The 25,048-nt window shown below is 31.7% G+C and carries 31 protein-coding genes and 1 tRNA gene; 15 read left to right on the top strand and 17 right to left on the bottom strand.

Annotated elements, in window-relative coordinates; all coding sequences use genetic code 11:
• Positions 1 to 29: 29 nt before the first annotated feature.
• Positions 30 to 1,631, top strand: a complete 1,602-nt coding sequence (locus D1869_RS02275; protein WP_156013732.1) for a DUF2070 family protein — start codon at positions 30 to 32, stop codon at positions 1,629 to 1,631.
• Here D1869_RS02275 and D1869_RS02270 read toward each other — a convergent pair.
• The gene (locus tag D1869_RS02270; protein ID WP_156013731.1) at positions 1,602 to 2,963 is read right to left on the bottom strand and encodes a digeranylgeranylglycerophospholipid reductase; all 1,362 of its coding nucleotides are present in this window, start codon (positions 2,961 to 2,963) and stop codon (positions 1,602 to 1,604) included. The genes D1869_RS02275 and D1869_RS02270 overlap by 30 nt on opposite strands.
• 58 nt (positions 2,964 to 3,021) lie before the next feature.
• The gene (locus D1869_RS02265; RefSeq protein ID WP_156013730.1) at positions 3,022 to 3,402 is read right to left on the bottom strand and encodes a DUF5751 family protein; all 381 of its coding nucleotides are present in this window, start codon (positions 3,400 to 3,402) and stop codon (positions 3,022 to 3,024) included.
• A 105-nt stretch (positions 3,403 to 3,507) separates the two neighbouring features.
• On the opposite strand from D1869_RS02265, the gene D1869_RS02260 reads away from it, so the two are divergent.
• Positions 3,508 to 3,747 (top strand): hypothetical protein, encoded by a 240-nt coding sequence (locus tag D1869_RS02260; RefSeq protein ID WP_052846350.1) that lies wholly within the window; start codon positions 3,508 to 3,510, stop codon positions 3,745 to 3,747.
• On the opposite strand, the gene D1869_RS02255 is transcribed toward D1869_RS02260, so the two are convergent.
• Positions 3,737 to 4,276: a metallophosphoesterase family protein gene (locus D1869_RS02255; RefSeq protein ID WP_156013729.1), complete on the bottom strand. Its 540-nt coding sequence runs from the start codon at positions 4,274 to 4,276 to the stop codon at positions 3,737 to 3,739. The two genes, D1869_RS02260 and D1869_RS02255, sit on opposite strands and share 11 nt — an antisense overlap.
• A 108-nt stretch (positions 4,277 to 4,384) precedes the next feature.
• Between D1869_RS02255 and D1869_RS02250 the strand changes: the two genes are divergently transcribed.
• The 3 genes from D1869_RS02250 to D1869_RS02240 are packed head-to-tail and all read left to right on the top strand — an operon-like array spanning position 4,385 to position 6,339.
• Positions 4,385 to 4,885: a hypothetical protein gene (locus D1869_RS02250; RefSeq protein WP_052846348.1), complete on the top strand. Its 501-nt coding sequence runs from the start codon at positions 4,385 to 4,387 to the stop codon at positions 4,883 to 4,885.
• A gap of 6 nt (positions 4,886 to 4,891) precedes the next feature.
• Positions 4,892 to 5,887 (top strand): NAD(P)/FAD-dependent oxidoreductase, encoded by a 996-nt coding sequence (locus D1869_RS02245; RefSeq protein ID WP_010978466.1) that lies wholly within the window; start codon positions 4,892 to 4,894, stop codon positions 5,885 to 5,887.
• Complete coding sequence (locus tag D1869_RS02240) at positions 5,884 to 6,339, top strand: Lrp/AsnC family transcriptional regulator (RefSeq protein WP_156013728.1); 456 nt, start codon at positions 5,884 to 5,886, stop codon at positions 6,337 to 6,339. Before D1869_RS02245 ends, D1869_RS02240 begins: the two co-directional genes overlap by 4 nt.
• Before the next feature lie 46 nt (positions 6,340 to 6,385).
• Here D1869_RS02240 and D1869_RS02235 read toward each other — a convergent pair whose 3' ends face one another.
• Genes D1869_RS02235 through D1869_RS02220 form a run of 4 tightly spaced genes read right to left on the bottom strand, consistent with a single transcriptional unit; the run spans position 6,386 to position 9,739 of the window.
• On the bottom strand, positions 6,386 to 7,291 hold the full coding sequence (locus D1869_RS02235; protein WP_338056340.1) for an ATP-grasp domain-containing protein: 906 nt from the start codon (positions 7,289 to 7,291) through the stop codon (positions 6,386 to 6,388).
• 15 nt (positions 7,292 to 7,306) lie between these two features.
• Positions 7,307 to 8,158 carry a hexaprenyl pyrophosphate synthase gene (gdS-2, locus tag D1869_RS02230; RefSeq protein ID WP_156013727.1) on the bottom strand — a complete coding sequence of 284 codons (852 nt, stop codon included), beginning with the start codon at positions 8,156 to 8,158 and terminating at the stop codon, positions 7,307 to 7,309.
• 1 nt (position 8,159) lies between these two features.
• Positions 8,160 to 8,957 carry a hypothetical protein gene (locus D1869_RS02225; RefSeq protein WP_156013726.1) on the bottom strand — a complete coding sequence of 266 codons (798 nt, stop codon included), beginning with the start codon at positions 8,955 to 8,957 and terminating at the stop codon, positions 8,160 to 8,162.
• Entirely contained in the window at positions 8,927 to 9,739 is an 813-nt protein-coding gene (locus D1869_RS02220; protein ID WP_156013725.1) for an S-methyl-5'-thioadenosine phosphorylase, read from the bottom strand. The genes D1869_RS02225 and D1869_RS02220 overlap by 31 nt, the downstream gene beginning before the upstream one ends.
• Positions 9,740 to 9,823: 84 nt before the next feature.
• Here D1869_RS02220 and D1869_RS02215 point away from each other — a divergent pair, with 84 nt between their 5' ends.
• The gene (locus tag D1869_RS02215) at positions 9,824 to 10,453 is read left to right on the top strand and encodes a phosphoribosyltransferase (protein WP_156013724.1); all 630 of its coding nucleotides are present in this window, start codon (positions 9,824 to 9,826) and stop codon (positions 10,451 to 10,453) included.
• Here the strand turns inward: D1869_RS02215 and prf1 are convergent.
• On the bottom strand, positions 10,450 to 11,499 hold the full coding sequence (gene prf1 / locus D1869_RS02210) for a peptide chain release factor aRF-1 (RefSeq protein WP_221267043.1): 1,050 nt from the start codon (positions 11,497 to 11,499) through the stop codon (positions 10,450 to 10,452). The genes D1869_RS02215 and prf1 overlap by 4 nt on opposite strands.
• A gap of 171 nt (positions 11,500 to 11,670) precedes the next feature.
• Between prf1 and D1869_RS02205 the strand changes: the two genes are divergently transcribed.
• A tRNA-Leu gene (locus tag D1869_RS02205) sits at positions 11,671 to 11,774 on the top strand.
• Positions 11,775 to 12,052: 278 nt separating this feature from the next.
• Here the strand turns inward: D1869_RS02205 and D1869_RS02200 are convergent.
• The 3 genes from D1869_RS02200 to D1869_RS02190 are packed head-to-tail and all read right to left on the bottom strand — an operon-like array spanning position 12,053 to position 14,173.
• Positions 12,053 to 12,526, bottom strand: coding sequence for a hypothetical protein (locus D1869_RS02200; protein ID WP_156013722.1), 474 nt, complete (start codon positions 12,524 to 12,526; stop codon positions 12,053 to 12,055).
• Between the two features lie 5 nt (positions 12,527 to 12,531).
• Positions 12,532 to 13,143, bottom strand: coding sequence for a hypothetical protein (locus D1869_RS02195; RefSeq protein WP_156013721.1), 612 nt, complete (start codon positions 13,141 to 13,143; stop codon positions 12,532 to 12,534).
• A 25-nt stretch (positions 13,144 to 13,168) separates the two neighbouring features.
• Positions 13,169 to 14,173, bottom strand: coding sequence for an acryloyl-coenzyme A reductase (locus D1869_RS02190; protein WP_156013720.1), 1,005 nt, complete (start codon positions 14,171 to 14,173; stop codon positions 13,169 to 13,171).
• A 70-nt stretch (positions 14,174 to 14,243) separates the two neighbouring features.
• Between D1869_RS02190 and D1869_RS02185 the strand changes: the two genes are divergently transcribed.
• Genes D1869_RS02185 through D1869_RS02160 form a run of 6 tightly spaced genes read left to right on the top strand, consistent with a single transcriptional unit; the run spans position 14,244 to position 19,365 of the window.
• Positions 14,244 to 14,678: a hypothetical protein gene (locus D1869_RS02185; RefSeq protein ID WP_156013719.1), complete on the top strand. Its 435-nt coding sequence runs from the start codon at positions 14,244 to 14,246 to the stop codon at positions 14,676 to 14,678.
• Positions 14,679 to 14,701: 23 nt separating this feature from the next.
• Positions 14,702 to 15,886: an amidase gene (locus D1869_RS02180; protein WP_156013718.1), complete on the top strand. Its 1,185-nt coding sequence runs from the start codon at positions 14,702 to 14,704 to the stop codon at positions 15,884 to 15,886.
• Between the two features lie 19 nt (positions 15,887 to 15,905).
• Positions 15,906 to 16,529 carry an archaeal proteasome endopeptidase complex subunit beta gene (psmB, locus tag D1869_RS02175; protein WP_156013717.1) on the top strand — a complete coding sequence of 208 codons (624 nt, stop codon included), beginning with the start codon at positions 15,906 to 15,908 and terminating at the stop codon, positions 16,527 to 16,529.
• A 32-nt stretch (positions 16,530 to 16,561) separates the two neighbouring features.
• A complete protein-coding gene (locus tag D1869_RS02170; protein ID WP_156013716.1) occupies positions 16,562 to 17,011 on the top strand; it encodes a YbhB/YbcL family Raf kinase inhibitor-like protein in 450 nt (149 codons plus the stop codon).
• Positions 17,012 to 17,057: 46 nt separating this feature from the next.
• Positions 17,058 to 18,041, top strand: a complete 984-nt coding sequence (locus D1869_RS02165; protein WP_156013715.1) for a replication factor C small subunit — start codon at positions 17,058 to 17,060, stop codon at positions 18,039 to 18,041.
• Between the two features lies 1 nt (position 18,042).
• A complete protein-coding gene (locus D1869_RS02160; protein ID WP_156013714.1) occupies positions 18,043 to 19,365 on the top strand; it encodes a replication factor C large subunit in 1,323 nt (440 codons plus the stop codon).
• On the opposite strand, the gene moaC is transcribed toward D1869_RS02160, so the two are convergent.
• Genes moaC through D1869_RS02140 form a run of 4 tightly spaced genes read right to left on the bottom strand, consistent with a single transcriptional unit; the run spans position 19,340 to position 21,825 of the window.
• Positions 19,340 to 19,795, bottom strand: coding sequence for a cyclic pyranopterin monophosphate synthase MoaC (gene moaC / locus D1869_RS02155; protein ID WP_156013713.1), 456 nt, complete (start codon positions 19,793 to 19,795; stop codon positions 19,340 to 19,342). The genes D1869_RS02160 and moaC overlap by 26 nt on opposite strands.
• A complete protein-coding gene (locus tag D1869_RS02150; protein ID WP_231113786.1) occupies positions 19,792 to 19,977 on the bottom strand; it encodes a hypothetical protein in 186 nt (61 codons plus the stop codon). Before D1869_RS02150 ends, moaC begins: the two co-directional genes overlap by 4 nt.
• Positions 19,978 to 20,030: 53 nt before the next feature.
• Positions 20,031 to 21,287 (bottom strand): ORC1-type DNA replication protein, encoded by a 1,257-nt coding sequence (locus D1869_RS02145; protein ID WP_156013712.1) that lies wholly within the window; start codon positions 21,285 to 21,287, stop codon positions 20,031 to 20,033.
• A gap of 34 nt (positions 21,288 to 21,321) precedes the next feature.
• Positions 21,322 to 21,825: a THUMP domain-containing protein gene (locus D1869_RS02140; RefSeq protein ID WP_156013711.1), complete on the bottom strand. Its 504-nt coding sequence runs from the start codon at positions 21,823 to 21,825 to the stop codon at positions 21,322 to 21,324.
• 48 nt (positions 21,826 to 21,873) lie between these two features.
• Here D1869_RS02140 and gins23 point away from each other — a divergent pair, with 48 nt between their 5' ends.
• Together gins23 and mcm are read left to right on the top strand one after the other, a co-directional pair.
• Positions 21,874 to 22,419 (top strand): DNA replication protein Gins23, encoded by a 546-nt coding sequence (gene gins23 / locus D1869_RS02135; RefSeq protein WP_052846341.1) that lies wholly within the window; start codon positions 21,874 to 21,876, stop codon positions 22,417 to 22,419.
• Positions 22,400 to 24,460: a minichromosome maintenance protein MCM gene (mcm, locus tag D1869_RS02130; RefSeq protein ID WP_156013710.1), complete on the top strand. Its 2,061-nt coding sequence runs from the start codon at positions 22,400 to 22,402 to the stop codon at positions 24,458 to 24,460. The genes gins23 and mcm overlap by 20 nt, the downstream gene beginning before the upstream one ends.
• Here the strand turns inward: mcm and D1869_RS02125 are convergent.
• Entirely contained in the window at positions 24,457 to 24,678 is a 222-nt protein-coding gene (locus tag D1869_RS02125; RefSeq protein ID WP_156013709.1) for a hypothetical protein, read from the bottom strand. The genes mcm and D1869_RS02125 overlap by 4 nt on opposite strands.
• 16 nt (positions 24,679 to 24,694) lie before the next feature.
• Entirely contained in the window at positions 24,695 to 25,039 is a 345-nt protein-coding gene (locus D1869_RS02120) for a hypothetical protein (RefSeq protein ID WP_156013708.1), read from the bottom strand.
• Between the last annotated feature and the right edge of the window lie 9 nt (positions 25,040 to 25,048).

The following is a 25,048-nucleotide window of genomic DNA, read 5'->3' as shown; positions in this document are numbered from 1 at the left end:
TTAAACCCCCCAATTTACTCTATTTAACCGTGGATTCTGAAGCTATTACGAGAAAGTACTACTCTAAATTAAAAAGCTTACCAGACATGAAGATTCTCTCAGGACTTGCAACGTTTGAATCAGCTATAGTGATAATAAGAAGCATAGAAATAGGATTGTTATATTTAGTATCATTTATAATATATTTTACATTATTATCAATATTATTCATAACTGAAAAAAAGTTAATTTTCTTTTTCATAGATTTGACTGCATTCTTCTATATTATATTTTCTTATATAATTATAGGGTATTATTATTACGCATTAACTCTTTTCTCACCACTCATAGGTTATACATTATTACCAAGAACAAGCGAATTAAAATCATCACTTATTATACTAGCAATAAATTTTGCATCAATAGCATTTCACATAACTTATCTTAACGTTATATATATAGTAATGATCTCCTTGGTTTTTTACTATTACATTCACTTAATTAATAAGAAAGGCGAAAAAATAACTGGGATTAAATCACTACAAATTCTAAGACCTTTTTTGGCCAACATAATAAAAAAAGATTCTAAGCAATTAGAAAAGTTCTTGCAAGATATATCAATTAAATCAGCCATTCATATAGGTATCTTCAAAGTGAATAATATCTATTTTGTTTTACCAAAAATTCATTATGGCATCTCTGGAGATATAGGAAGTAGCAAATTTATCTATCAACTAGAGTCAGAGAATCCAAATAACTTAATTTTCCATGGCCCAGGAAGTCATGAGATAGATTTAGCAACATCAACACAATCTAAAGCCATAGCTAAATTAATTTCAGATGAGGAGAAAAAAGCTGATAATTGGGTTTCTCTTAAATTCTACGGTATAAAAGAATGGACGTGCGGTGAATTTTCTGGCGTCACTCTAGATTTTGGTGATAAAAGCTTATCACTCGTACAAAGACCTAGCTACGGTATTGATGACCTACCCTTGAAACTGTGGAATTTTATAGTAAATACTGGAAATTATATAGTTGATTGCCATAACGAATACCTAGAGAGAGAATTACCTTCTAATACTTATTCATGTATAACTAATGGTATACTAAAAAGTATAAAAGAAAAAGGAGAAGAAAAGCCTTTTATTGTAGGGTATGCTGAAGATAAGGTCAAAGACTGTGAAGGTTTATGCGATAACAGAATTAGAGTTACTTACATATCTGATGGAGAGAAAGATCTTAGCATAATTTATATTTACTCAAACAATGCTGATCCGAATCTGACCGTAAAAATCAGAGAAAAACTGAAAGGTGTAGTTAACTATCCCATACTTGTAACGCCAGACGATCATAGTTGTACTGGTACAGTTTTTGGAGATCTTTACATCCCAGCCCAACCATGTGAGCAATTAGTGGAAAAAGCGCTTGAATTAACATTAAAAGCCAAAAGCCAAGCATTAAAAACCACTATATCTTTTAAAGGAATAGAAATAAAAGGGGTTAAAATACTAGGATCAATTATATCATTAATGGTAAATGCACTAGAAGAAGTAGGAGGGTATACAATGAAAACGTTTTGGATTCCTTTAGTTACACCTTTTATCCTTACTATAATTTTTATTTTACTTACTAATGTTCATATTAAATTCTGAGATTAATCTATCAACTTGGGTTTTCCATATTTGTAAGCCAGATGGGGATCTAGGATAATTGTAATATAATTGCTTAATATTTTTCATGTATTCTGCTACTGTTTTTAATTTCATTAATAGAGAAGGTCTACCTAATCCTGCAATTATCCTCATAGCTTTTTCCGCTACTGATAAGTGAAGATCACCTTTTTCACTTGCTTCAAGTAAATCCTCCTCTTTTAGAACTTTCTTGTTCATTCCATAGTTTATATCATCATCACTGAGTTTCTGTAAAAATCTTCTAAATATATCAAGGCTAGCTTGTTTTGCTCCATATTCATTTATATAACATATATTCATATCCCATAATCCTTGAGCTGAAAAGTCACCTTTTTCAAAAGCATTAAGTATAGTTTTAGCTGCACAATAACCGGATATCATGGCTGAACCCTTCCCTCCTCCGTGAACTGGATTTACAGTATATGCAGAATCTCCAACAGCTATAATACCATTCCACACCATTGTATATAATGGTCTTCTTGTTGGAACTAAAGCCCCTCCTTTAACTAAAAGCCTTGATTTGTCAACATCTGGGGCATATGAGTCTAAATATTTTTGGTAAAAGACATGAACACTAGGATAACCCATTCCCCCCTGAATACCTAGTCCTACATTAACTTTATTCTTGCCTTTAGGAAAATACCACCAGTATCCGCCAGGAGAAGCTTTCTGTGTAACGAAAATTCTCAGGTAATCGTGATCTTCAATGTCATCTCTAGTTAATAATACCTCTCTATACGCAATATCAGCATCTTTTTCATCTAGATCTTCTGCAATAGGTAATTCTTGCGGTAATTTGCTTCTTACACTTCTTGAATATCCCGTTGCATCAACTAAAACTTTCGAATATACAGCAACTTCCTCATTGCTTCTTCTATTATATAATACTGCACCTTTAACAAAGCCGTTTTCAAACAATGGTTTCATCGCAGTAGTTTGATCCCATATTTCTACGCCTTTACTCTCAGCTTCTCTAAGTATTCGTTGATTATAAAGAGGAGCATTTAGCTCAAATCCTTCTCCATTTACAGTCCATACAGTTTTCATATCTGGACTATACAGTTTTATACCGCTAATCTTATTCTCTAATTCTTCACCTTTAGGATAAGGCATTCCAAGCCTATCGAAATGCGCCTTACTTACTGCATCACCACATGGTTTATCTCCAATTCTATTCCACGGTTTGCTATCAACTAATAGCACTTTTAATCCTTTTCCAGCCAAATGAAAAGCTGTTGATGCTCCGGCAAAACCTCCTCCAATAATGAGTACATCATATTTTAACTCCTTCAAACCAAATCGGTATTTATACTCTCTATTAATAATTAAAAAACTATCTACAGTATTCTGTTTATGAAAGTTTTCTGCAAAAATCTTTTATTAAATTTCTTTTTATAGCAGTAGGAAGATTATCTACTATTTTTGACATAAAAACTTTGTTTTCATCATCACAATAAACTAGTAAACCATCGACTTCAGATTTCTCCAGATTTTTTAAAAAAATATCCACCTCGTTTTTCTTCCATAAGAATAACTCATACCCAATATCTATGTTTTCAAGTAGTGCTTCTCTTATAAGCGTTACTAGTTCTGGGTATTGTATTTCAGTAAAAACGTTAATAGTAGTTTTTTTACTTCCACTACTTCTCACATCCAAAAATATTTTTCTAAAATAATTTTCGAAATTATCATTATTTACAGATATTAATGTAAGAATATTTTTATACTGCATATTTTATTGTAGAAATGTAAAGTATTAGTGATTTTCGTTTGGATTTGAAAATACTAGGTATAACTAGTTAGCCCATATAATGGATATGAGAGAATATAATATATTATGATAATTCAAGTCTTATATGAAAAAATAGATAAGGAGCTACTATCTGTTATAGGTATTCTAAGAAGATTAAAAGGAGAAAAAGAGATATTCTTCTCTAAATCTAATAGAAATGAAATTTTCATTGATAATTATAAAGTTTGGGAAACAGGGAAAAGTAAGGATGAGATAATCGAAGAGTTTTACAATGTGAAGATTTACAAACTAGTTAAGAATGCAATAATGGGTGTTAGCTCCTGATTTGTCTTATATAGTGAGTAGAATCAGTTATAACAAGGTATCCTCTTGCCTCAGGCGGGAACTCTTTTGTTACACCACCTATATAAATAACTCTTGCTAATTTATCTATTTCTAATCTTTTATGTTGGGCAACAACTAACCAGTCCCAAGGGCCTGCAGATATACTTCGTCTTAACTGGTCGATATCGCCTTGATGACCATGAAGTATGAAATATTTAGTAGATGAAACTTCAGCAATATATGTTGTAGTAGCTATTATCTCTTCCCTATATCTTGGTTCTGCCATAATACACTTAATTGCATGAGGATCCATGTCTCCTTGAATATAGACAATTTGTGCCCAAGGAGCTAAACTTCTTATAACATAAAGAACATCAATTACCCTTGGACATTCATAATCCCAGTAACACTGTGTTGTATCCCCATCTAAAACTATTGTTTCTGGTTCCTCTTTCTTGATTATGGAAGATAATGTACTTTCTACATGAGGCTCTGGAAATCTAATATTCCCCATTACTAGTAGCTTCAAACTCTCTTCACCTTTAGATTATTTGATTCAAATGCTATATTATCTTTTCGTAATAACCATTAGCATTAGAATTTTATATTTAGTATTAAGGTATAGTTATGAGCTAAGTTGAATACAGCCACATTAATATTAATTTCTATATTATTAATAGCCTTACCTATTATTCCAGCATATTTGCTAAATTTTCCAGCCTTTGTAGCCCTATCAACCATAGATTTAGCCATCGTAATATACATAATGACAACATATAAGACTTGGACCACACTCAAAAGTAGAATAGTTGGCCTATATTTTTCTGGGGTTTATGCACTGGGAATCACATTAGGAATTTTCTTTGCTCTACCAGTGAAACCTAGACTTTTTGCTATAGTAGGACTTATTTACGTCTTACCCTTTATATTTCAATTTATAATTTCAATAAAGCCATTTATATCTAAGCTTATATCTAGAAATCTTTTAACTTTTGGTAATGGTTATGTTGCATTCTTACTCGTTCTAATTATAGGAGCTATAATAGGAAGATACTTAGCAAACTTTTATCAATTAATTATATTATATTCTGGAACGATTATAGTAGGAATACTAATATTACTCTATCTTAGGAAGTGAAATTAAATGGATATTGGTGTAATAGGGGCAGGTCCTGCGGGATTAGCATTAGCATGGTTCTTAAAGGGTACCAAATATAACGTTACAGTCTATGAAGGACTTAATGATGTAGGTCTGAAACCATGTGCATGGGGATTAATTTCTGGTATTGAAGATTATGTACCAATAACTAAAGAGGCTATTATAAGTGAAATAAAAGGATTTAGGATATACCTTGATGATAAACTAGTACATGATATTCGAGTAAATAAAAAGTTAGGATATATAATAAATAAGCCAATTTTTCTTAAGAATATTGCTGAAAAAGTAGAGGTAAAATATAACATAAAAATAATAGAAAAAGATGGCGAGTATTTTACTACAGAAGGAACAAAAATAATTGCAGACAAAATGATTTATGCTAACGGTCATTACTCATTACCTAAAGATAACACAATTCCCGCCATTCAATATATAACTGATTACCAAATAGATAAAGAAATAGTAGAATTTTATTTCTATAGTGATTTATTAGGTTATGCATGGATATTTCCAGACGAAAATGGAAGTAAAATTGGAATTGGGGGATGGGCTGATATACCCTTTCTTAAAGAGAGAATAAAGAGAATTTTAAAGGGAAAAATACTCAATTTTCATGGAGCAAGAGTATCAGATTTTGGTATTCTAGAAGAGAGATTAAACGGGAGATTTATAGGTGAAGCCTTAGGCACTGTATATCCTCTAACTGGAGAAGGAATTAGACCCTCAATAATATCAGCAAAACTCTTAGCAGATTCATTGCTCAATGAGAAAAATTTCGAGAGGGAGTTTAAAAAAAGCAAATTATATTGGACCATCCAAACTCAAGCTAAAATTGTTCATGGCGTTAAAAAAGGATATATGAGTTTAAAGGGACTATCTAGAATTATGACAAAAAGTGATCCTAATCTAGTCTTAAAAGTTGCTATCGGTGATTTCGATTCATTTGATATCATTAAATTATTTGGGAGGATGATTATATGACATATTTCCTTGATGATATAGATAAAAAAATCTTAAAAATTCTTCAAGAAGATGCTAGGACACCTTTTTCTAAGATTGCTAAAATGCTTAATCTAAGTGAGTCTACAATACATATTAGAATTAAGAGATTAAGGGAAAATGGTATAATAAAAGGATTTTATGTAGATGTTGACCCAGAAAAAATAGGTTACAATGTTGTAGCTTTTGTATTAATTAAAGCAGATCCAAAAAAATACGAACAAATATTGAAAAAGATATATGAGTTCAAGGAAATATATGAAATATTTGACGTGACTGGTGAATATTATGCATTATTAAAAGTTAGAGTAAAAAGCAGAGAAGAACTTGCAACAATATTGGATAAAATAGGTAATATGGATGGAGTAACCTCAACTTATACCATGTTTGTGTTAAGAACAATTAAAGAAATGAAGACAATAGACTTTACTTAATCCGTGCGAAAGCTCTTCATCATGTTTTCAGCCGGTTTATTATTCTTCATTTCCTAATTTTTTTAATGAGATATTCAATTATATATTTTGCAGGATTAATATGTGTAGCTTCGTAAAATCCTTTCCAAAGAGGAGCAGCATTTACTTCGATAACCTTATAACTGCCATCCTTATCTTCTACGATATCTATCCCTGCATAATCTAATTTCAATGCTTTAACTGCTTTAAGTGACAATTCTTCAAGTTCATGATTTGGTAAGAGGACTTGAGTAAGAGACCCTTGTGCTACATTAGTTTTCCATGAAGATTTATTAATTCTATATACACTTCCTAGTATTGAGTTACCTACAACGAACACTCTTATATCTCTTTCTGGCTTATCAACATATTTCTGAACATAAACTGGTTGATTAACAGATAATATTGCTTTTGCCACTCTAAACGCTATATCTGGATCAGAAACTCTTACTGAACCAAGTCCTAGACTACCTATAACGGGTTTTATTACAACATCTTTCCATTCATTAACAAGTCTCATCACCTCAAAGGGATCTTCTACTATAGTAGTATCTGGAACTGGTACTTTAGCCATCTTTAGTTTTAATAAACTGTTAAACTTATCTCTTGCGATAAACATGGAGTCCGGTGAATTTATTAATGTAACACCACTACTTTCAAGGGCTTTGAGAGTATCGAACCTTTTCATTAACTGTTCTGTTGAAGATATGAACCCTAAGTTCCTTATTACTGCCCCTTCTAAATCTATTCTTTTTCCTCCGTAACTAAATTCTAAACCGTCCTTAGTTATTATAGGATTTAATTTGGAAATTCTAATATATATTGGTGTATGTCCTGAGTTCTTTATCTCTAGAAGAAGTTGCTTAGCTGACTCTGTAATTTTTTGAGATTCATGAATAACTGCTATTCTAATATCTATCCACCAAGTGAACACTCGATAGAAGACTTTTTATAATTTATCCAGCCCAGCTTCGTTTAATAGTCCCTTCGTTAAAAAGGTTGGTAATGATATTATAGCCTCAGTAAAATCTTGGCTTATTTCCAATTTTCTTACAATATCTAAATAATTAGTTAAAGCATTTTCATACTCCTTTTTTACAAACTCCTTATACTCTTTCCCTTTAAGTTCATATAACTGTTTAGCGCTTCCAGTTAATTCCTTTAATTCTCCTCTTTCATATTTTACACAATCTATATAATCATCAACCAATTGATAAGCAATTCCTATATATTTTCCTATATCTAAAGTTTCTTCCACTAAATCTTCTCTATGGGATGCAAATGACGCTAACATAGTTGACAGTTTAAATAAACTAGAGGTTTTTAATTCGATTGTAGAAAGATATTCTGTAGGAGAACCAAATATATCCTTTAAAGCACCTACAGCAGTATCCTTCCATAGTTGTATACTAATTTTTAACGCTTCTTCTCCGTAAGTAGAGATTATATTTAATGCTGAAGGAATTAGATAATTGGTAATAAAGATAACTTTCCTGTTAGTATAAATTGCCCAAGCTGAACTTCCCCCTCTTCTAATGATATCATAATCTACAATATCATCCAATGCAAGGGATGCGGAATGAAGAATTTCTGAAGCAAGAGCTGCTTTATATGCATTTTTTATATCCCCATTAAGAGCTTCTGTAAATAAGAATGTTAATGTCCCCCTAAATCTCTTCCCATCCTTTAGTATATATTTACTAACTTCTAATAATTGCCAATCTTTAATATCAACTAAATAATCGTCAACTAATTTATCAATGATCTCTTTGCTTTTTTTCCAATAAGAAAGTAAATCCACTTTATAATCCTCCTTTAACTCGCTTAAATAAATATGTCATAAGAATTAAATAAATTGGTGCTAGAAGAGGATCTATATCTAATAGAATTTCTCTTACATTAAACATAGAATTTCTTAATTCAAATTCTCTCTTTCTTACTATTATAGAATCAACGCCGGATGTTATAAAAATCAAATCCTTAGATGTAGGAATATCATAAAATCTTTTTACATCCTTATTGAGATATTTTCTCATTAAAGTTAATGCAGGAAAGAATATGGGTGATAAAAAGATCTCCTTATCAAAATTTATTTCATTTAATTTCATTAATAACCATTGGTTTAAACTATTAATATTTTCTAACTCTTTAATTATATCCTCAGCTCGCTTATTATTAACTTCAGTAGCAACTTTCCTGATCAGAGATAGCGAAACATTTATCTCACATAATTCGTCAGAAAAATAAAGAACTTTAATATTACCTTTTCCTTTTATTTTACTATTACATGTAATCAAATAACCAATATTTTCTAGTGCCCATGTATTATCTAGAATAATTCTAGCTTTATTATCATCATTAACGAATACAACAATATCTTTAAAACTTCCAGAATAAGGATTTTCTAAAAACGAAAACTCGTACAAGCTAACTGATTTAACGAAAGTACCTTTTAATGAGATAATACTTCTTTCTAGGGTAAAAACTTCTAATTCTGTGTCTTCATCATAAACTAACGTTAAATTCTCTGGTATTTCTACTGGAATATTATAAAAATTTATCTTTTTACTTATACTAAAGCTGTCTTTAAAGCTTGACAACATGAACACTTCCTTTCATCAGGTTTTTCAGGTAGTCTTCTAATAACTTCATAAAGAAGTTTTTTAACCTTAGCAGTATTTTCAGCCATAACTTTTGTTACCTCTTCTGCAGTTACTGGAATATCAGCAAAAACATCATAATCAGTAACCATACCTATAACACTATAACACATTTCAGCCTCGCATGCTAAATTCACTTCAGGAACTAAAGTCATACCTATAATATCAGCCTTAAATACTTCTTTCCAAACTATACTTTCCGCTCTAGTGGAAAATCTAGGTCCCTCGATGCAAATATACGTTCCTTTATCGTGAGTAGTTATTCCTAAATCTTTTGCTGAATCTAAGATTATAGATCTTAAATGTTCACAAAAAGGATCAGCCATTGATACATGAGCTACAGAAGGGCCATCAAAGAACGTATATGTCCTTCCTTTGGTCATGTCGATAAACTGATTTGGAACTACAAAATCACCAGGCTTATAGTCTAATCTTAGACTTCCTACAGCGGATACAGCAATAACCCATTTCGCTCCGAGACTCTTTAAAGCCCATATATTAGCTCTATAGTTAATCTTATGAGGCGGAATCCTATGGCCTCTTCCATGTCTAGGTAAGAATGCAACTTTCTTACCTTCAAGTTCTCCAAGAATTATATTATCACTAGGCTCTCCATATGGAGTATAAACCTTTATTTCTTTTACATTAGTAAGTATTTGTGGATCATATAAACCTGAACCACCTATAATTCCTATGCTCGCCTTTTCTTTTGGCTCAATCATCACACATTTCTTGTAATGCTAAGTATAAAAGTATAAACCAAAAAATTGATAAAGTTTCATATCAAGAGCTTTTGGGAATTTAAATTGCCTAAGATACCCGTTAAAGTTGTTAAATGGGAAGAAGTAGTGGATTGGTCAACACAACTAGCTGAAAAAATAAAAGAATCAAAATATGATCCAGACATTATAATTGCAATTGCTAGAGGAGGATTAGTACCAGCAAGAATAGTTGCCGATGTTCTAGGAGTGATCGATATTTTATCTATAAAAATAGAACACTGGGTAGAAACAGCTTCTCATACGCCAGAGGCCAAAGTTAAATATCCTTTTAAAGTAGACTTACAAGGTAAAAAAGTACTAATTATAGATGATATTACAGATACTGGAGATAGCGTAGAACTAGCTAAAAAATATGTGAAAGAAAATTTTGGTCCAATAGAAATTAGGACTGCCACAATGCAAATCATAGAAGCTAGTGCTAAGATTAAGCCCGACTATTATGCAATGGTAATTAAAGATTGGTATTGGTTTATGTACCCATGGAATTATTGGGAAGACGAAATAAATTTAATTAGAAAAATTCTGAGTGAAGAAAATAGTAAAGCAATAGATGCTTCCTTTTTAAAAGCAAAGTTTATAGAAAGTTATGGTGTAGAACCACCTATAGCAGTAGAAAAAATTCTGAGTGAGATGAAAAGAAGGAACCTACTTTAGTATATTCTATACCTTAATTTACCTATAGCACCACCAAATGTCTTTTTAACCCATTCAGCATCTGGCAATTCATCTCCTACTACATAAACTTTTGTACCGTAATTTTCTGCTTCTTGTGAAAGTTTTTCTAATTCACTATTTGGCTCATCATAGATAACTAATGAATCAACAGCACCCATATGTAACGCTTTTCTTATTTCTTCAATACCATAAACTACTAGTCCGTCATCTTTAGCAATATGATACTTTAGTTCTTCTAAGAGATTTTGAACTTGAACATATTTCTGGTTTTTCAAAATATCTTGTGCCTTCATAACTAACTCCTTTAACCCAGCATCACCCTGATCCGGTATATCAATAAGGGGTAATAGAACCAATTTTTTCAGCCTATAATCTAAATAATCCCCATCGTAGAAATCTTTCTTTGCATAACCTGGTCCTCCTAATAATATTCCCTTTAATTTCCCGCTCTCTAAATAAGGAAGTAAATATGAATTTGCCTTTTCTCCTACTTCTTTCAAGAAATTAGCATACATTTCCTCAATTATTCTATCAATACGTCTTTGAGACTGTCCACCCATCATATGCTTACCCGGTACGAAACCTTCAAACTCGTCAAGCACTTCTATTCTGGTTCCTTTTAATATACCAATTGTAGCATAATCTCTTTCAACTATTATTAATCCGAAAACGTCATTTTCTTCTATCATATCTTCTAGAAATTCTACATGGAAATATTTGTCAGTTCTATAGAAGAATACTGTAACTTTCTCTGGTGGAGAGAACACAAAACATTTTGACTCCTCTGTCTCAAAATTCTCTCCACAGAATATAACTAATCCATTATCTGGAACCTTAGGTATTTGCGTTAGCCTATCTATAGCTGATTGGATTGCTGAAGTTACTGCATCCCTAGTTCTCTTTAATTTAATATTCTGTGCTATTGAATATTCTTGCCTTAATAAATTGAGAACATCTGGTATAGGTCTTCCAGGCGGTATGTATAATGATAGTAACACCGTAGCTGGTGCAGACCATTTTTTCAATTCTCTTATAAGAACTTTTAATTCTTGTTTAGTTATTTGATATTTATCAAAGACTCATCCCTTATCGATATATAAGTTACCTGATTAACCTAATAAAGCTTGCTACGTTAATTTAGGTCTTTGGTTAAAGAAAACGTTTTTTAGTACTAATAAATTATTATAAATGTTTATGCGGGGGTGCCCGAGCAAGGTCAAAGGGGGCGGTCCCTTAAAGGGGGCCTAAACTGAGGCTCCGCTGGCGTAGGCCTGCGTGGGTTCAAGTCCCACCCCCCGCATCAATTTAAACCCACTACTATTGAATTAACTAATTTATTTCAAAAAGTATAGCAACGTTATGTTTTCTAAGTTAAAATAAATTTTACTTTTATCTTGTAATTATTACAATCAAGGCTATTTAGACTATAAACATTATAGTATTAAGCTAATTTATAGAAATACCAGTATTTGTAATCTTTGTTAAAAAGGATTTTAGTTATCTTCTTATATATCCGCTACTACTTTGTGATTATTTTCATAATTTAATCCAATGTAACAACACGAAATAATTATTTAACTATAAGGATTCCATTTCTTTTATCACATCCTCTTCTCTAATGTTCCCTATAATTTCCCCATAAATTAACTCATCTAACTGAACTATAAAACCATTTTTTAATTCCTTAAATTTATATCCATTACAATCTTTGCAAAATCCCTTTATTATAACTTTATAGCCATTTTTAATAATACTATATTTTATGCCATTATACTCCTTACTTTTTAAATCTCCAGAAAATAATTGAATTCTTCTTGCTAATTCATACAATCCTAATCTCACAAGATCATCAGTATTTATTCCTTCATTTCTAAGGTAGTATGGTAAAAGATATTCCTCTTCCACTTTAATCTTTACTTCTTTAATCTTTTCTCTTATCCCCGTTATAGAATCTCTAAGAGTTTCTATGCAATTTTTTGCAATATCTTTAGCGTCATTTGAATCTCCCATCCATAAATATACAAGTGCTAGGGAGATTTTTTCACAATCCATTTATATCACGGTTTTATATAGATAAAAGTTTCTTTTAGGTTTTCATCTTCTCTAGTTATAAGTGACACTACTCCATAATTATTAGGATACCTAACAATCTCTATGTTCATTAGGCTTTTAGCTATTTTATCTAGTATGTAATATGTTCTAGGATTCATCGAAGATCTTATGTTAATAAATAAGAGGCCACCTTCAGCTCCTATGCTTTTCCTAAGTTTTTCTTCTTTAGTAAGATCAATCATAGCATCAGCTATTGTTCCAAGATATTTTACACTTCTAAAAGGAATAATATTACTAAATTTAACATTATATAAGATATTGAAAGTAGCATAAGTTATAGCTTCACTTATACTCATAGAAGCATCTCCTGATAAGTATTTGGCACCCTTACGACTATAAGCGTATGAATATATATTATCAACTATTCCCTCAATTAATTTAGTAGTAAATATTGTGGAAAAATAAAGGATTTTATCGTCTATCTCCATATCAAAATAGGGATTTTCTGAGATAGTATCCAAAATATAACCAGCTATTTCTTTATACTGATTTGTCTCATTCTCATTATGAGGGAGTAGATCACTTTTTATTTCAACCGAGGAAAATTTTAACTTCACAATAGTATCATATTCAATTAAAATTTTATGGTTTTACTAAGACTTTGCCTATTTTATTCTTATCTTTTATCATTTTATAACCTTCGTCAATATTTTCAAGACTAACTGTTCCTGCAATAACTGGTTTAATCTTCCCCTCTTGTGTTAATTTTAGTGTGTCTTCAGCATCTTTTTTGGTAGCTGAGGCATGACCAACTATCTTCAAATCTTTTAATATTATATAACCCAATCTTAAATTATAGATTTGAGAAGGATCCACGTTACCTATTTGAACAATTTTTCCGCCCATCCATAATGATTTTAAGCTTTCATCGAAAGTAGGGGTACCTACAGTATCAATAACTAAAGTAACATCACCTATCTTCTTTGCCTCTTCCGAAAACTTTGTACCAACGATGACATAATCCGCATACTGTTTAATTATCTTTGCTTTTTCTTCCGATGTTGTTACTCCTATAACTTTAGCACCTAGGGCTTTTGCAACTTGAATTGCGTGAATTCCTACTCCTCCACTAGCACCAGTAACCAATACTAGCTCCCCTTTACGTATCCCACCAGTTCTCCTAATACCTCTATATATCATACCGGTTACACAGGGTACAAGTACTGCTCCCTCATCTGGAGTACCTTTAGGAACTTTTACTAAGCTAGTTATTTTAATTTTAGCCTTCTCTGCAAAAAATCCGTCCAACTCTTCTGAATAGCCTAGCCTATGATGACAATAAGCTTCCTCACCTATTTGGCAATATTCGCATGTACCATCTGGGGCATATAATAAAGAAATTACTTTATCACCTACTTCAAATCCCTTCACATTTTCTCCAACTTCTTCTATGGTTCCTACAACTTCATGCCCCAGTATGACTGGGTATTTCATTCTTGGATAATACCCTTGTAGCTGAAGCAAATCTCTATAACAAAGTGCAGCTCTATCTACCCTAACTATTACTTCATCTTTTCCCGGCTTAGGATCAGGTACTTCTTCAAGTTTATACCCTTGCTTAGGACCTGGAACTACAATTGCTTTCATTTATTGCTTATACTGTTTAAATAGTATAAATTTTTTATTAGCTTATTACCTTACGCTCGATTTTATAATTATGTATTTAAAAAATCCTCCACGAATAAAAGTACTTGAAGCTTTAGGTGCTATAGCTGATGGTAGAGTTAAAGTTATTAACGAGAATGAATGTGAAGTAATTTCCTCAGAAGGTGATAGAATTTATAAAGTCGTTGTAAAAGGAAATCTCGTTAATAGTAATGATAATGGTACTGTTTATCGAAATTATGTGGGATATCCTATAGTAGCTTGTTTAATGTTGTTAAAAAAACTATCTTTTAGTGAGAAACTTTCTAGTGCATTGAAAGGAATACCTTGGAGAAAACTAAATGAAGAGTATAAAAGTTATGAAAGAGTTGAGGAAATAGTCTTTGAAATTGCTAGAGAAAGAAACGTTAATAGGGAGGAATTGGAAAATTTTATAAAGGTAGTCCTTGATGAACTTAGAAGATTACATCTTAGAAAGACTCAATGAACCTCTATTCTGTGTGAATGAAGATGTCATTAGAAGAATTAAATACAAAATACAATATTTTCATCACAATCAACAGAATGAAATGTAGAGATAAAGGTAAACTAAGAGACCTAAAATTCGGAATAAAAGATATTATTCTAACTAAAGGAGTAAGAACAACTGCCGGTTCAAAAATATTAAAAGATTTCATACCTAATGAGAACGCATATGTTATTGATAAAATATTAGCTGAAGGAGGAGAGATAATAGGGAAAACTAATACCCATGAATTTGCTCTTGGTGCTACTAATACCTCATCTTTGATTGGACCTGCGAAAAATCCCTATGATCCAGAGAGAATAAGTGGAGGATCTAGTGGAGGATCAGCAGTAGCAGTAGCATTAGGTTTAGTTGATGTAGGTATAGGAACAGATACTGGAGGATCTGTAAGAATTCCTGCATCATTATGTGGTGTTATAGGTTTTAAGCCAACATATGGAATTATACCTACTGATGGCGTAATTCCTTTTAGTTGGACGTTTGATACTATAGGTTTCTTAGCAAAAGATATCTCATTAATAAGAAGAACTATTGAAGCTCTTGCTGAAAATAAAATTCCTTTTATATCATACTCTAAGAGAAGACCTACGCTAGGATTATTCCTATTTGGAGATTACGAAACTTCTAAAGCCTTAGAACCAGTGATAAATAAACTTTCATCCTATTTTGATTTAGTAGAAGTAGAGAGTGAATTATTAATCAAATATTCTAGAATCGTAAGAAAAAATATAGCTCTAGCCGAAGCTTCATCTTACCATATGAAATATTACGATAAATATAAAGAATTATATTCGTCTGATGTTAGAAAATTAATTGAAGAAGGCTTCAAAATTTCGGCTACAGATTACGTTAACTCTTTAAGAATTAGAAAAATATTGTTAGAAGAGTACTTCTTTATCTTTAAAAAAATAGATGCATTAATTTCACCTACAACAAGAATTGTTGCACCTAAGATTAAAGACGTGATAGGAAATGAACTAAAATATAGGGATTCTTTAATTGCTAACACTGAGATATTTAATACTTTAGGTGCTCCATCAATTTCAATTCCAGTAACTAAGCTAAATGACTTACCTGTGGGGTTAATGATTAGTGGAGAGCCCTATAAAGATGGGACTGTTTTAGATATTGCTGAGGAAATTATGGGAATTGTTGGTTTTATTAAGTAGTTTTACACAATTTGTTGTGATGGAGACTAATAATAAGTTAAAGATTTTAAAAACTGGGACTACAACAGTAGGAATAAAAGTAAAAGAAGGGGTAGTATTAGCTGCCGATAGAAGAGCAAGTGCTGGAATGTACGTAGCGCATAAGTATGTAAGAAAAGTTCTCTATATTGCACCAAATATAGGTATTACAACAGCCGGTAGTGTAGCTGATTTACAGTTTATATACGATTTATTAAAGAATATATATCATTATAATCTGATAACTGGAATGAGACCGATTACCATCAAAGCATTAGCTACATATTTAGCTAATATGCTATCATTTTCTAAGTATCTTCCTTACATAGTTCAAATATTAATAGGTGGGGTAGACGAGCAGCCAAGATTATATAATCTTGATTATGTAGGCGATATAACAGAAGAAGATTACACTGCAACAGGTTCTGGTTCGGTAGAAGCTATAGGTATAATTGAAGATGAATATAGGCCCGATATGACATTAGATGAAGCTGCTGATTTAGCTAGAAGAGCAATCTTCTCATCTATAAAAAGAGATCCCTACACTGGGACTGGAGTAATAGTGAGTAAAATAACTAAAAGTGGGCACGAGGAAAAAGAATATTATCCTCAAAGAAAAATCTAAAAGTTTTTATTCCTTTCTAGGAATTTATAATTATGAATGTAAAGTCCTCCGCTTTTAAAAATGAGGATTTTATTCCAGTAAGATATACTTGTGACGGAGAGGATATATCTCCAGAGATAGAGTGGGATCCTGTTCAAAATGCGAAAAGTTATGCCTTAATAGTTGAAGATCCTGATGCACCTGGAGGTATTTTTATACATTGGATTATATATAATATAAAAGGAACAAAATTACCAGAAAATGTAAAAAAAGTTGAAAAAACTGAACTTGGTATTCAAGGTGAAAACGATTTTGGAAAAATAGGTTATGGAGGGCCATGCCCTCCTAGAACCCATCCTCCTCATAGATATTATTTCTATGTATATGCTCTTGATACAGAACTGCCAGAACGATCAAGAATAACTGCAGATGAGCTTAAGAATTTAATGAAAGGACATATAATTGATCAAGGAGTAATTATGGGTAAGTATAAAAGGAAGTAGCCCTTTTAACTATCTTTTTAGAATAATATATGTAAGGGTAAATTTCATGTCACTTGAGGAGGAAATTCTTTGGGCTGAAAAATATAGACCTAGAAGCCTTGATGACATAGTTAATCAAAAAGATATTGTAGAGAGATTAAAAAGATTCGTAAAAGATAAGAATATGCCACATTTACTTTTCGCTGGTCCTCCCGGTACAGGAAAAACTACAGCCGCCTTAGCCTTAGTTCATGATTTATACGGTGACAATTACAGGCAATATTTTCTTGAACTTAATGCTAGTGATGAAAGAGGTATAGATGTTATAAGGAATAAAGTTAAGGAATTTGCTAGAACAGTAGCTGGTGGAAACGTACCATTTAAGGTGGTGTTACTTGATGAAGCAGATAATATGACTGCTGATGCTCAACAAGCTTTAAGAAGAACCATGGAATTATACACAGAAACAACCCGTTTCATTTTAGCTTGTAATTATCTTAGTAAAATAATTGAACCTATACAATCAAGAACCGCACTTTTTAGGTTTTATCCGTTAAAGAAAGAAGATGTAGTGGCTAGGCTTGCATATATAGCTAAAAACGAGAAAGTAGAATATGATCAGAAGGCCCTTGAAACAATTTATGATATAACCCAAGGAGACATGAGAAAAGCGATAAATATACTTCAAGCTTCATCAGTATATGGCAAAGTAACTGTAGAAGCTGTATATAAAGTTCTTGGACTTGCACAGCCAAAAGAAATAAGAGAAATGATTATGTTGGCACTACAAGGAAATTTTCTTAAGGCGAGAGAGAAGCTAAGAGAGTTATTAGTAAATTATGGGTTGTCAGGTGAAGATATTATAAAACAAATACATAGAGAAGTTACAGGTAACGAAATAACTATTCCAGATGATTTAAAAGTATTACTAGTAGATTATATTGGTGAGGTAGAATATAGAATAATGGAAGGAGCAGACGACGAAATCCAACTAAATGCTCTTCTAGCTAAACTAGCTGTTTACGGAGAAAAGTACTTAAAAGGGAAGTAAATTGCCACTACAATGGTTTCTAAAATATAGGCCAAAGACTCTAAATGAGGTAGAGAACGAAGAAGATGCTAAAAAAGAACTAGTTGAATGGATAGAAAGTTGGTTAAAGGGAAAACCTAATTATAAGGCCGTATTGCTCTATGGACCTCCCGGAGTTGGAAAGACAACGTTAGCTGAAGCATTAGCTAGAGATTATAAACTCGAATTATTTGAGATGAATGCTAGTGATTCAAGAAATTTAAATGATATTAGAACTATGGCTGAACGAGCTTCTATAACAGGGACAATCTTCGGGATTAAGGGAAAATTAATACTTTTAGATGAGGTTGATGGTTTGAATGCAAGAGCCGATGCTGGCGCGATTGAAGCTATTCTAGAACTTATTAATAAAACTAAATACCCAATAATTTTAACAGCTAACGATCCTTGGGACCCTTCCTTAAGACCTTTAAGGAATGCTGTAAAAATGATAGAATTAAAAAGGTTAACTAAATACCCATTAAAGAGAATACTTAAGAAAATATGTGAAGCAGAAAAGATTACATGTGAGGATGAGGCATTAGATTTTATAATTGAACAGTCAGAGGGGGACGCTAGATATGCCATAAATATGTTACAAGGGGTTGCAGAAGGTTATGGTAGAGTAACATTAGATATGGCTAAAAATTTAGTTAGGAGAAAAGATAGAGAATTAGATCCTTTTGAAGCATTAAGAGGTGTATTTTGGGCTAAATATTACTGGCAAGCTAAAAGCGCAGTAACAGATACTCAAATAGATTATGAACTTTTAATGAGATGGTTAGATGAAAATATACCATTGCAATATGATAATTTAGAAGATGTATGGAGAGCATACGATGCTTTATCAAGAGCTTCATTATTTTTAACAAGATCTAAATTAGTTGGGTGGGATCTTTTATCCTATACGTTTGATCTAATGGGGCCTGGTATAGCTTTTGCCTCCTTAGAGAAGAAAAAGCCTACATATAAAGCTAAATGGGTCAAGTACCAGTTTCCTCAGTACATTCAACAGTTAGCTAAAACTAAAGAAATTAGAGACGCTTTAGATACATTACTAAGAAAGATAGGCCAGGTTATACATGCCTCAAAAGATAAAACTCTTAATGATTTTCTACCAACTTTTATAATATATTACAGAAAATACCAAGAAAAACTAGATAAGGAGCTCGAACTTACCGAAAAAGAAAAAGAGGTTATTAAGCTAATTTCTTCGTTCTACGAAGGAAGTAAAGCGGAAATAGAAGAACCAGAGAAAAAAGAACCAGGTAAAAGAAGAACTACTTCGTATCGTCGCAAGTCTTAATTTTATTAATAACTCTGATTGACTTTATCTCAGTATAAGGATACTGTCCATTTTCATCTTTTTCATACTTTTTAACCATGTCCCAAATAGTAAGAAGAGCCACTGAAGTTGCAGTTAGTGCTTCCATTTCAACACCAGTCTTATAATGAGCCTTAACAGTACTTATTACTCTTAATCCTTCTTCTTCAATTTTAATTTCCACATCAACAAACTCTAAAGGTATTGGGTGACACATTGGTATTAATTCTGGAGTTTTTTTAGCAGCCAATATCCCAGCTGTTTTAGCTACAGTGGCCACATCGCCTTTTTCAACCTCTTTATTTTTAATTTTTTCTATTGTTTCTTTCCTTAATTTTATATATCCTTCTACCACAGCTTCCCTTAGAACTATATCCTTAGATGAAATATCTACTATTTTTGCTTCAGTCATATATCTTCTAATTCCTCAAACAAATTTTTTAAAATTATTACTTTAGGATTAGCATAGTTTAATCTGATTATTTTGCTTCTATCTCCTCTTATTACTTCAATAAGTTTCTTATGTTCTAAGATTTCAATATATTTAAGTAAAGTAGAATAGTTTAATTTAGTTTCCTTAGCTAGTTTACTTATGTTTATCTCTCCTTCCTTAAATAAAATATAAAGGATTTTTAAAATACTAGGATTTAATAATTCTTTTGCTGTAATAGTCTATCCCTTATTTCATTATTAATTAGATTATCTAATTCTTCTGATATAGGAACTGAAAGGGATATAAGAGTTGTTCTACCTCGCATTCCTTTACCACTTTGCCTAGCTGTTATTAAACCCATTAATTTTAACTTTCTTATATATTCAAAAACTTGCGTATGTTTCCTAGGTATTTCTCCTAGATCTTTTGCTACAATATTATATTCTTCTTCTACTTTTCCCATTGAGAAGAAATCATCTCCTTCCTTTTTATGTAAATTCATTATAGCCTTAACTACTAATAGTTGATGTAAATCTAAATCTCTTATCGTATCTAAGATTATACTTAATTCAGGGTTAATTTTTGAATTAGCCTTTTTAGCATGATCAATAGTTACTAATAATGAACCTTCAGTATCCGCAATCTTACCAGCAAGCTCTAGTGTTTCAAGCGCAAGTCTTGCATTACCACTTCCACCTTTATCAAAACCATAAATATCTGAAATGAATCTTACAGTTTCTTCTAAGACAGCTCCTTCTCTGAATGCTTTCTCATTTACTATCCTATCCATTAAAATATCATATAATTCCTCAGAAGTATACGGGGGAAACTCTATAACATTCTTTATCACGTGATCTTTTATACTCTTGTCTAAGCTTGCTAAGCTAGTCAGTTCTCTCAAAATGAAAATGTAGTGAATACGTTTTACTAAAGCGTTAAGTTCATCATATATCCTTACTAGAAAATAAATATCTTCAATTGGTGAGGTACTCACAAAATAGTCAAATTCATCCAATGTAATTATTAACTGAATGTTTCTTTTTTCTAGGTAATCATATATTAACTTAAAGGTTTCTTGTGATGATAAACCTCTATTAGGTATCTGCAAATTTAACTGATTTGCAATTTCAACTAACATAAGGTAAAGAGTTCTTTGCCTATGACAATTTATATGAGTATAAACAACTCTAAGCCCCTTTTCTTTTGCAATTTCACTAAAAAGCTCTCCAAACTTTTTTGTCGTAACAGTTTTACCAGTACCAGTCTTACCAGAAATTACTACTCTAACTGATGTACTCCCAGGATTTGAAAGAATTTCTCTGAAATTTATACTTAACTCCTTTATCTGTTTTTCTCTGTGAGGCAAGTTCTTAGGAATATAATCTGGTGTTAAAACTTTGCTTTTCTCGAATACTGTTGAGCCCTTAATTGCGTCCTCAACCAAATCTCTTAGCTCATCCAAAACTTTCACCTCAATCTAAAATATTCTGGTAATACTATATATTTTAACGGAGAGAGATAACTGAAACTTTTTCTTGACCCTTTTTAATTACCGACATATAGGTAGAGTCCTTTATCACGTTAACTACAATCACTTTCTCTGGGTTCTTGTAATCCACACTAGCAAATCCTCTAAGACCTATACCTATTCCTATTTCAACCTCTCTGCAATTTATTTTAATACCTCTATCATAACAATCTACATAAAAAGTTTTAAATTGAATATTTTTCTTTAAAAATTTTGTTATTTTATCTATAATTTCTTGTTCTTTTACTGAATGAATTACTAAATCGACAGGATATATTTTTGCTAAACAAGAAGGAGGTGCTGATATTAACAATCCATATGCCATAATAGGAGTTAATGATGTATAGACTAGTATAACATTTTTTATTATTTCTTCTGCCTTTGAATTTAGATCTTTTAAGTATAACCTATTAAGGATCTCAATTATACATTTATTATTCTTGTTATTTTTCACAGTAAGTATTAACTTCGGTTCTTCCATTACTCTCTATGCTTTTATTTTTTGTTAGATTAATTTTTATTTGTGTCAATGCTTACTGTACAACTTAAAGCTTTATCAAAATTAAACTTGTTAAACAAAAAGAAGATCATGGTATTGGATGATTGGGGACCTTTTGATGATGGCTTCGAAGAAATTAGTTTAACTAAAGGTAGCGAAGATGAAATAAAACTTTGGTTAGCAGACGAGTTACAGAAAAAATCAATAGTCAGAATTTTAGATTATGTTTCAGTAGAAGAATTGGGTAGAATCTTATTCCAAGAAAGGCAAAACATTAATACACCAGCGTCATTAGTAAAATTACCTAAAGATTTTTACTATAGAGCTCTTTTGCTTATCGACAATTTGAAGCTAAAAAATGACCTAGAAGCAATAGAACAAATAAGAAAAGCAAGGCAACTTATAAATGAGATAATATCAATAAGAATAAGAAAAATAATACAATTAGCATTTCTAGGAATTTCAGACCAAACAATACTTGACAAGCTAACAACGGAAGAAATTTTAGTTTATAGAAACATAAAATATACTATTGAGCATACCATAGGTGATATAATTGGCTATACAACAAGCTGACTACGGAGACTTGTTACTTGAATTTATCAATACATATAGAGATAGCAAAGGTAAACCTACTTATCTTAATCAAATAAATGAAATTATTGCATATAGAAAGAAGAGCATTATAATAAATTTCAGCGATTTGTTTAACTTTAATGAGCAACTAGCGACTCAAATAATCAATAATCCTAAAGAAATTTTTCCTATATTAGAGAATAAAATATATGACTATATAATAGAAAAAGATCCTTCATTCCAAGATGAAATAAAGAAAATACACTTAAGAATTACTAATGTACCAAGACTCATAGAATTAAGAAAAATAAGAAGTAGTGATGCAGGAAAACTAATTACAATAGAAGGTATATTAGTTAAATCTACTCCAGTAAAAGAAAGATTGAGTAGATCAGTGTTTAAACACATTAATCCAGATTGTATGCAAGATTTTGTATGGCCACCAGAAGGAGAATTTGATGAAATTATTGAACTACCTACGACATGTCCGGTGTGTGGAAAAGCTGGACAATTTAAACTTATTGAGGACAGATCAGAATTCATAGATTGGCAAAAAGCAGTCATCCAGGAGAGGCCAGAAGAAATTCCACCTGGACAGTTACCTAGACAACTTGAAGTAGTCTTTGAAGACGATTTAGTTGATTCTGCCCGTCCTGGAGATAGAGTGAAGATAGTTGGAATTTTAGAGATAAAGAAAGATTCTCAAATAAAAAGAGGGAGCAAAGCTATCTTTGATTTTTATTTGAAAGTTAATAGTATAGAAATTTCACAAAAAGTATTGGATGAAGTAAAGATCTCAGAAGAAGATGAGAAAAAAATTAGAGAATTATCTAGAGATCCTTGGATAAGAGAGAAGATAATTAGTTCAATAGCGCCATCAATATACGGACATTGGGAGATAAAGGAAGCAATAGCATTAGCCCTATTTGGGGGAGTACCAAAGATAATGGAAGATGGTACCAGAGTCAGAGGAGATATACATGTACTAATTATTGGTGATCCAGGTACAGCGAAATCTCAAATTTTACAGTTTGCTGCAAGAGTTGCTCCTAGAGCTGTATATACAACTGGAAAAGGTTCTACTGCTGCTGGATTAACAGCTACGGTAACTAGAGATAAAAATACTGGAGATTATTATTTAGAAGCTGGTGCATTAGTATTAGCAGATGGAGGAGTCGCAGTAATAGATGAAATTGATAAAATGAGAGAAGAAGATAGAGTAGCAATACATGAAGCAATGGAACAGCAAACAGTCTCTATAGCAAAAGCTGGAATTGTTGCTAAGCTAAATGCAAGGGCTACAGTAATAGCTGCAGGAAATCCTAAGTTAGGAAGATATATAGCTGAAAGAGGAATAGCTGAAAATATTAATTTACCACCTACTATACTTTCAAGATTCGATTTGATATTTATACTAATAGATAAACCTGGTGTAGAAGATCAATTATTAGCTTCACATATATTAAATGTTCATGCTGGTAAAACAAAGAGTACAGAAATTATAGATGTAGATTTACTTAAGAAGTACATAGCATATGCTAGGAAGAATATATTTCCAAAACTGAGTGATGAAGCAAAAAGTTTATTACAAGATTTCTTCGTAGAGATGAGAAAGAAGAGTTCTGAATCACCAGATTCTCCAATAATTATAACCCCAAGACAACTTGAAGCCTTAATAAGAATATCTGAAGCTTATGCAAGAATGGCACTAAAAAATGAAGTTACGAGAGAAGATGCTGAAAGAGCAATAAATATAATGAGAATATTCCTCGAGAATGTAGGATTAGATGTAGAATCTGGCAAAATAGATATTGATACGATTATGACTGGAAAGCCAAAGAGTGCAAGAGAAAAAATGGCCAGAATACTAGAAATCATCGATACCTTAGCTGGCACAAACGAGTGTGCAAAAGTAAAAGAGATTGTAAAAGAAGCTGAGGGAATAGGAATTGATAAAGCAAGTGTAGAAAAATTATTAACCGATATGAGAAAACAAGGCTTAATTTACGAATCTAGACCAGATTGTTATAGAAAAGTCTAAACTTTTAGCTTTTTATAAATAGGAAGAGGAGTCCACATTACCCATGCTGGTACTTGCTTAGCTAATTCATAGGCTTCTTCCCATCCACTTAATCCTAACCTTTTAGCTAATTGCTCCAGTGTTAACTGTGTTCTTACATACTCATTTAACGCCCTAATAGCTTCGTCATCTAATATTACTTCTCTACCACTAGATAGCTTTATTTTGATTTGATCCATAATTATCCACTTCTTCTTAACTTATATTAAATAAAAATTTAATCGCTGTAGAACCATAAGCTATCCACACATAAGCCATAATTATTAGTAAGACAGCAATTAAAAACGTAGCACCTAACTCATGATTTCTATTTTCTAGAAGATAAGTTCCTATTAATAATCCTGCAATCAAAAGGGTCGCAAGAAATGCAATACCCCCTGCTTGTGGAACACCACCATTAGAATATGTTATAGGCGATATATAATAAGGAAATGCAATAGCTCCTAATATTCCTATTGCCATTATAACAATTAATATAATCAGTATGTAAACATTATTTAGTGAACTATAAACTTTGTCAGATTTTGAAGTTTTAGGCATACTAGTTTA

Source organism: Sulfurisphaera ohwakuensis (assembly GCF_009729055.1).
GTDB classification, from domain to species: Archaea; Thermoproteota; Thermoprotei_A; order Sulfolobales; family Sulfolobaceae; genus Sulfurisphaera; species Sulfurisphaera ohwakuensis.
The sequence above is the reverse complement of the archived record's forward strand: the minus strand, read 5'-3'. Positions and strand labels throughout refer to the sequence as shown.

Bases quoted from the DNA above. Each gene is read 5' to 3' on its own strand.
- D1869_RS02245 (WP_010978466.1), top strand. From the start codon at position 4,892: ATGGATATTGGTGTAATAGGGGCAGGTCCTGCGGGATTAGCATTAGCA.
- moaC (WP_156013713.1), bottom strand. From the start codon at position 19,795: ATGACTGAAGCAAAAATAGTAGATATTTCATCTAAGGATATAGTTCTA.
- D1869_RS02185 (WP_156013719.1), top strand. From the start codon at position 14,244: ATGTATTTAAAAAATCCTCCACGAATAAAAGTACTTGAAGCTTTAGGT.
- D1869_RS02240 (WP_156013728.1), top strand. From the start codon at position 5,884: ATGACATATTTCCTTGATGATATAGATAAAAAAATCTTAAAAATTCTT.
- D1869_RS02200 (WP_156013722.1), bottom strand. From the start codon at position 12,526: ATGGATTGTGAAAAAATCTCCCTAGCACTTGTATATTTATGGATGGGA.
- D1869_RS02260 (WP_052846350.1), top strand. From the start codon at position 3,508: ATGATAATTCAAGTCTTATATGAAAAAATAGATAAGGAGCTACTATCT.
- psmB (WP_156013717.1), top strand. From the start codon at position 15,906: ATGGAGACTAATAATAAGTTAAAGATTTTAAAAACTGGGACTACAACA.
- D1869_RS02120 (WP_156013708.1), bottom strand. From the start codon at position 25,039: ATGCCTAAAACTTCAAAATCTGACAAAGTTTATAGTTCACTAAATAAT.
- D1869_RS02165 (WP_156013715.1), top strand. From the start codon at position 17,058: ATGTCACTTGAGGAGGAAATTCTTTGGGCTGAAAAATATAGACCTAGA.
- D1869_RS02220 (WP_156013725.1), bottom strand. From the start codon at position 9,739: ATGATTGAGCCAAAAGAAAAGGCGAGCATAGGAATTATAGGTGGTTCA.
- gins23 (WP_052846341.1), top strand. From the start codon at position 21,874: ATGCTTACTGTACAACTTAAAGCTTTATCAAAATTAAACTTGTTAAAC.
- D1869_RS02125 (WP_156013709.1), bottom strand. From the start codon at position 24,678: ATGGATCAAATCAAAATAAAGCTATCTAGTGGTAGAGAAGTAATATTA.
- D1869_RS02180 (WP_156013718.1), top strand. From the start codon at position 14,702: ATGTCATTAGAAGAATTAAATACAAAATACAATATTTTCATCACAATC.
- D1869_RS02140 (WP_156013711.1), bottom strand. From the start codon at position 21,825: ATGGAAGAACCGAAGTTAATACTTACTGTGAAAAATAACAAGAATAAT.
- D1869_RS02190 (WP_156013720.1), bottom strand. From the start codon at position 14,173: ATGAAAGCAATTGTAGTTCCAGGTCCTAAGCAAGGGTATAAACTTGAA.
- D1869_RS02170 (WP_156013716.1), top strand. From the start codon at position 16,562: ATGAATGTAAAGTCCTCCGCTTTTAAAAATGAGGATTTTATTCCAGTA.
- D1869_RS02265 (WP_156013730.1), bottom strand. From the start codon at position 3,402: ATGCAGTATAAAAATATTCTTACATTAATATCTGTAAATAATGATAAT.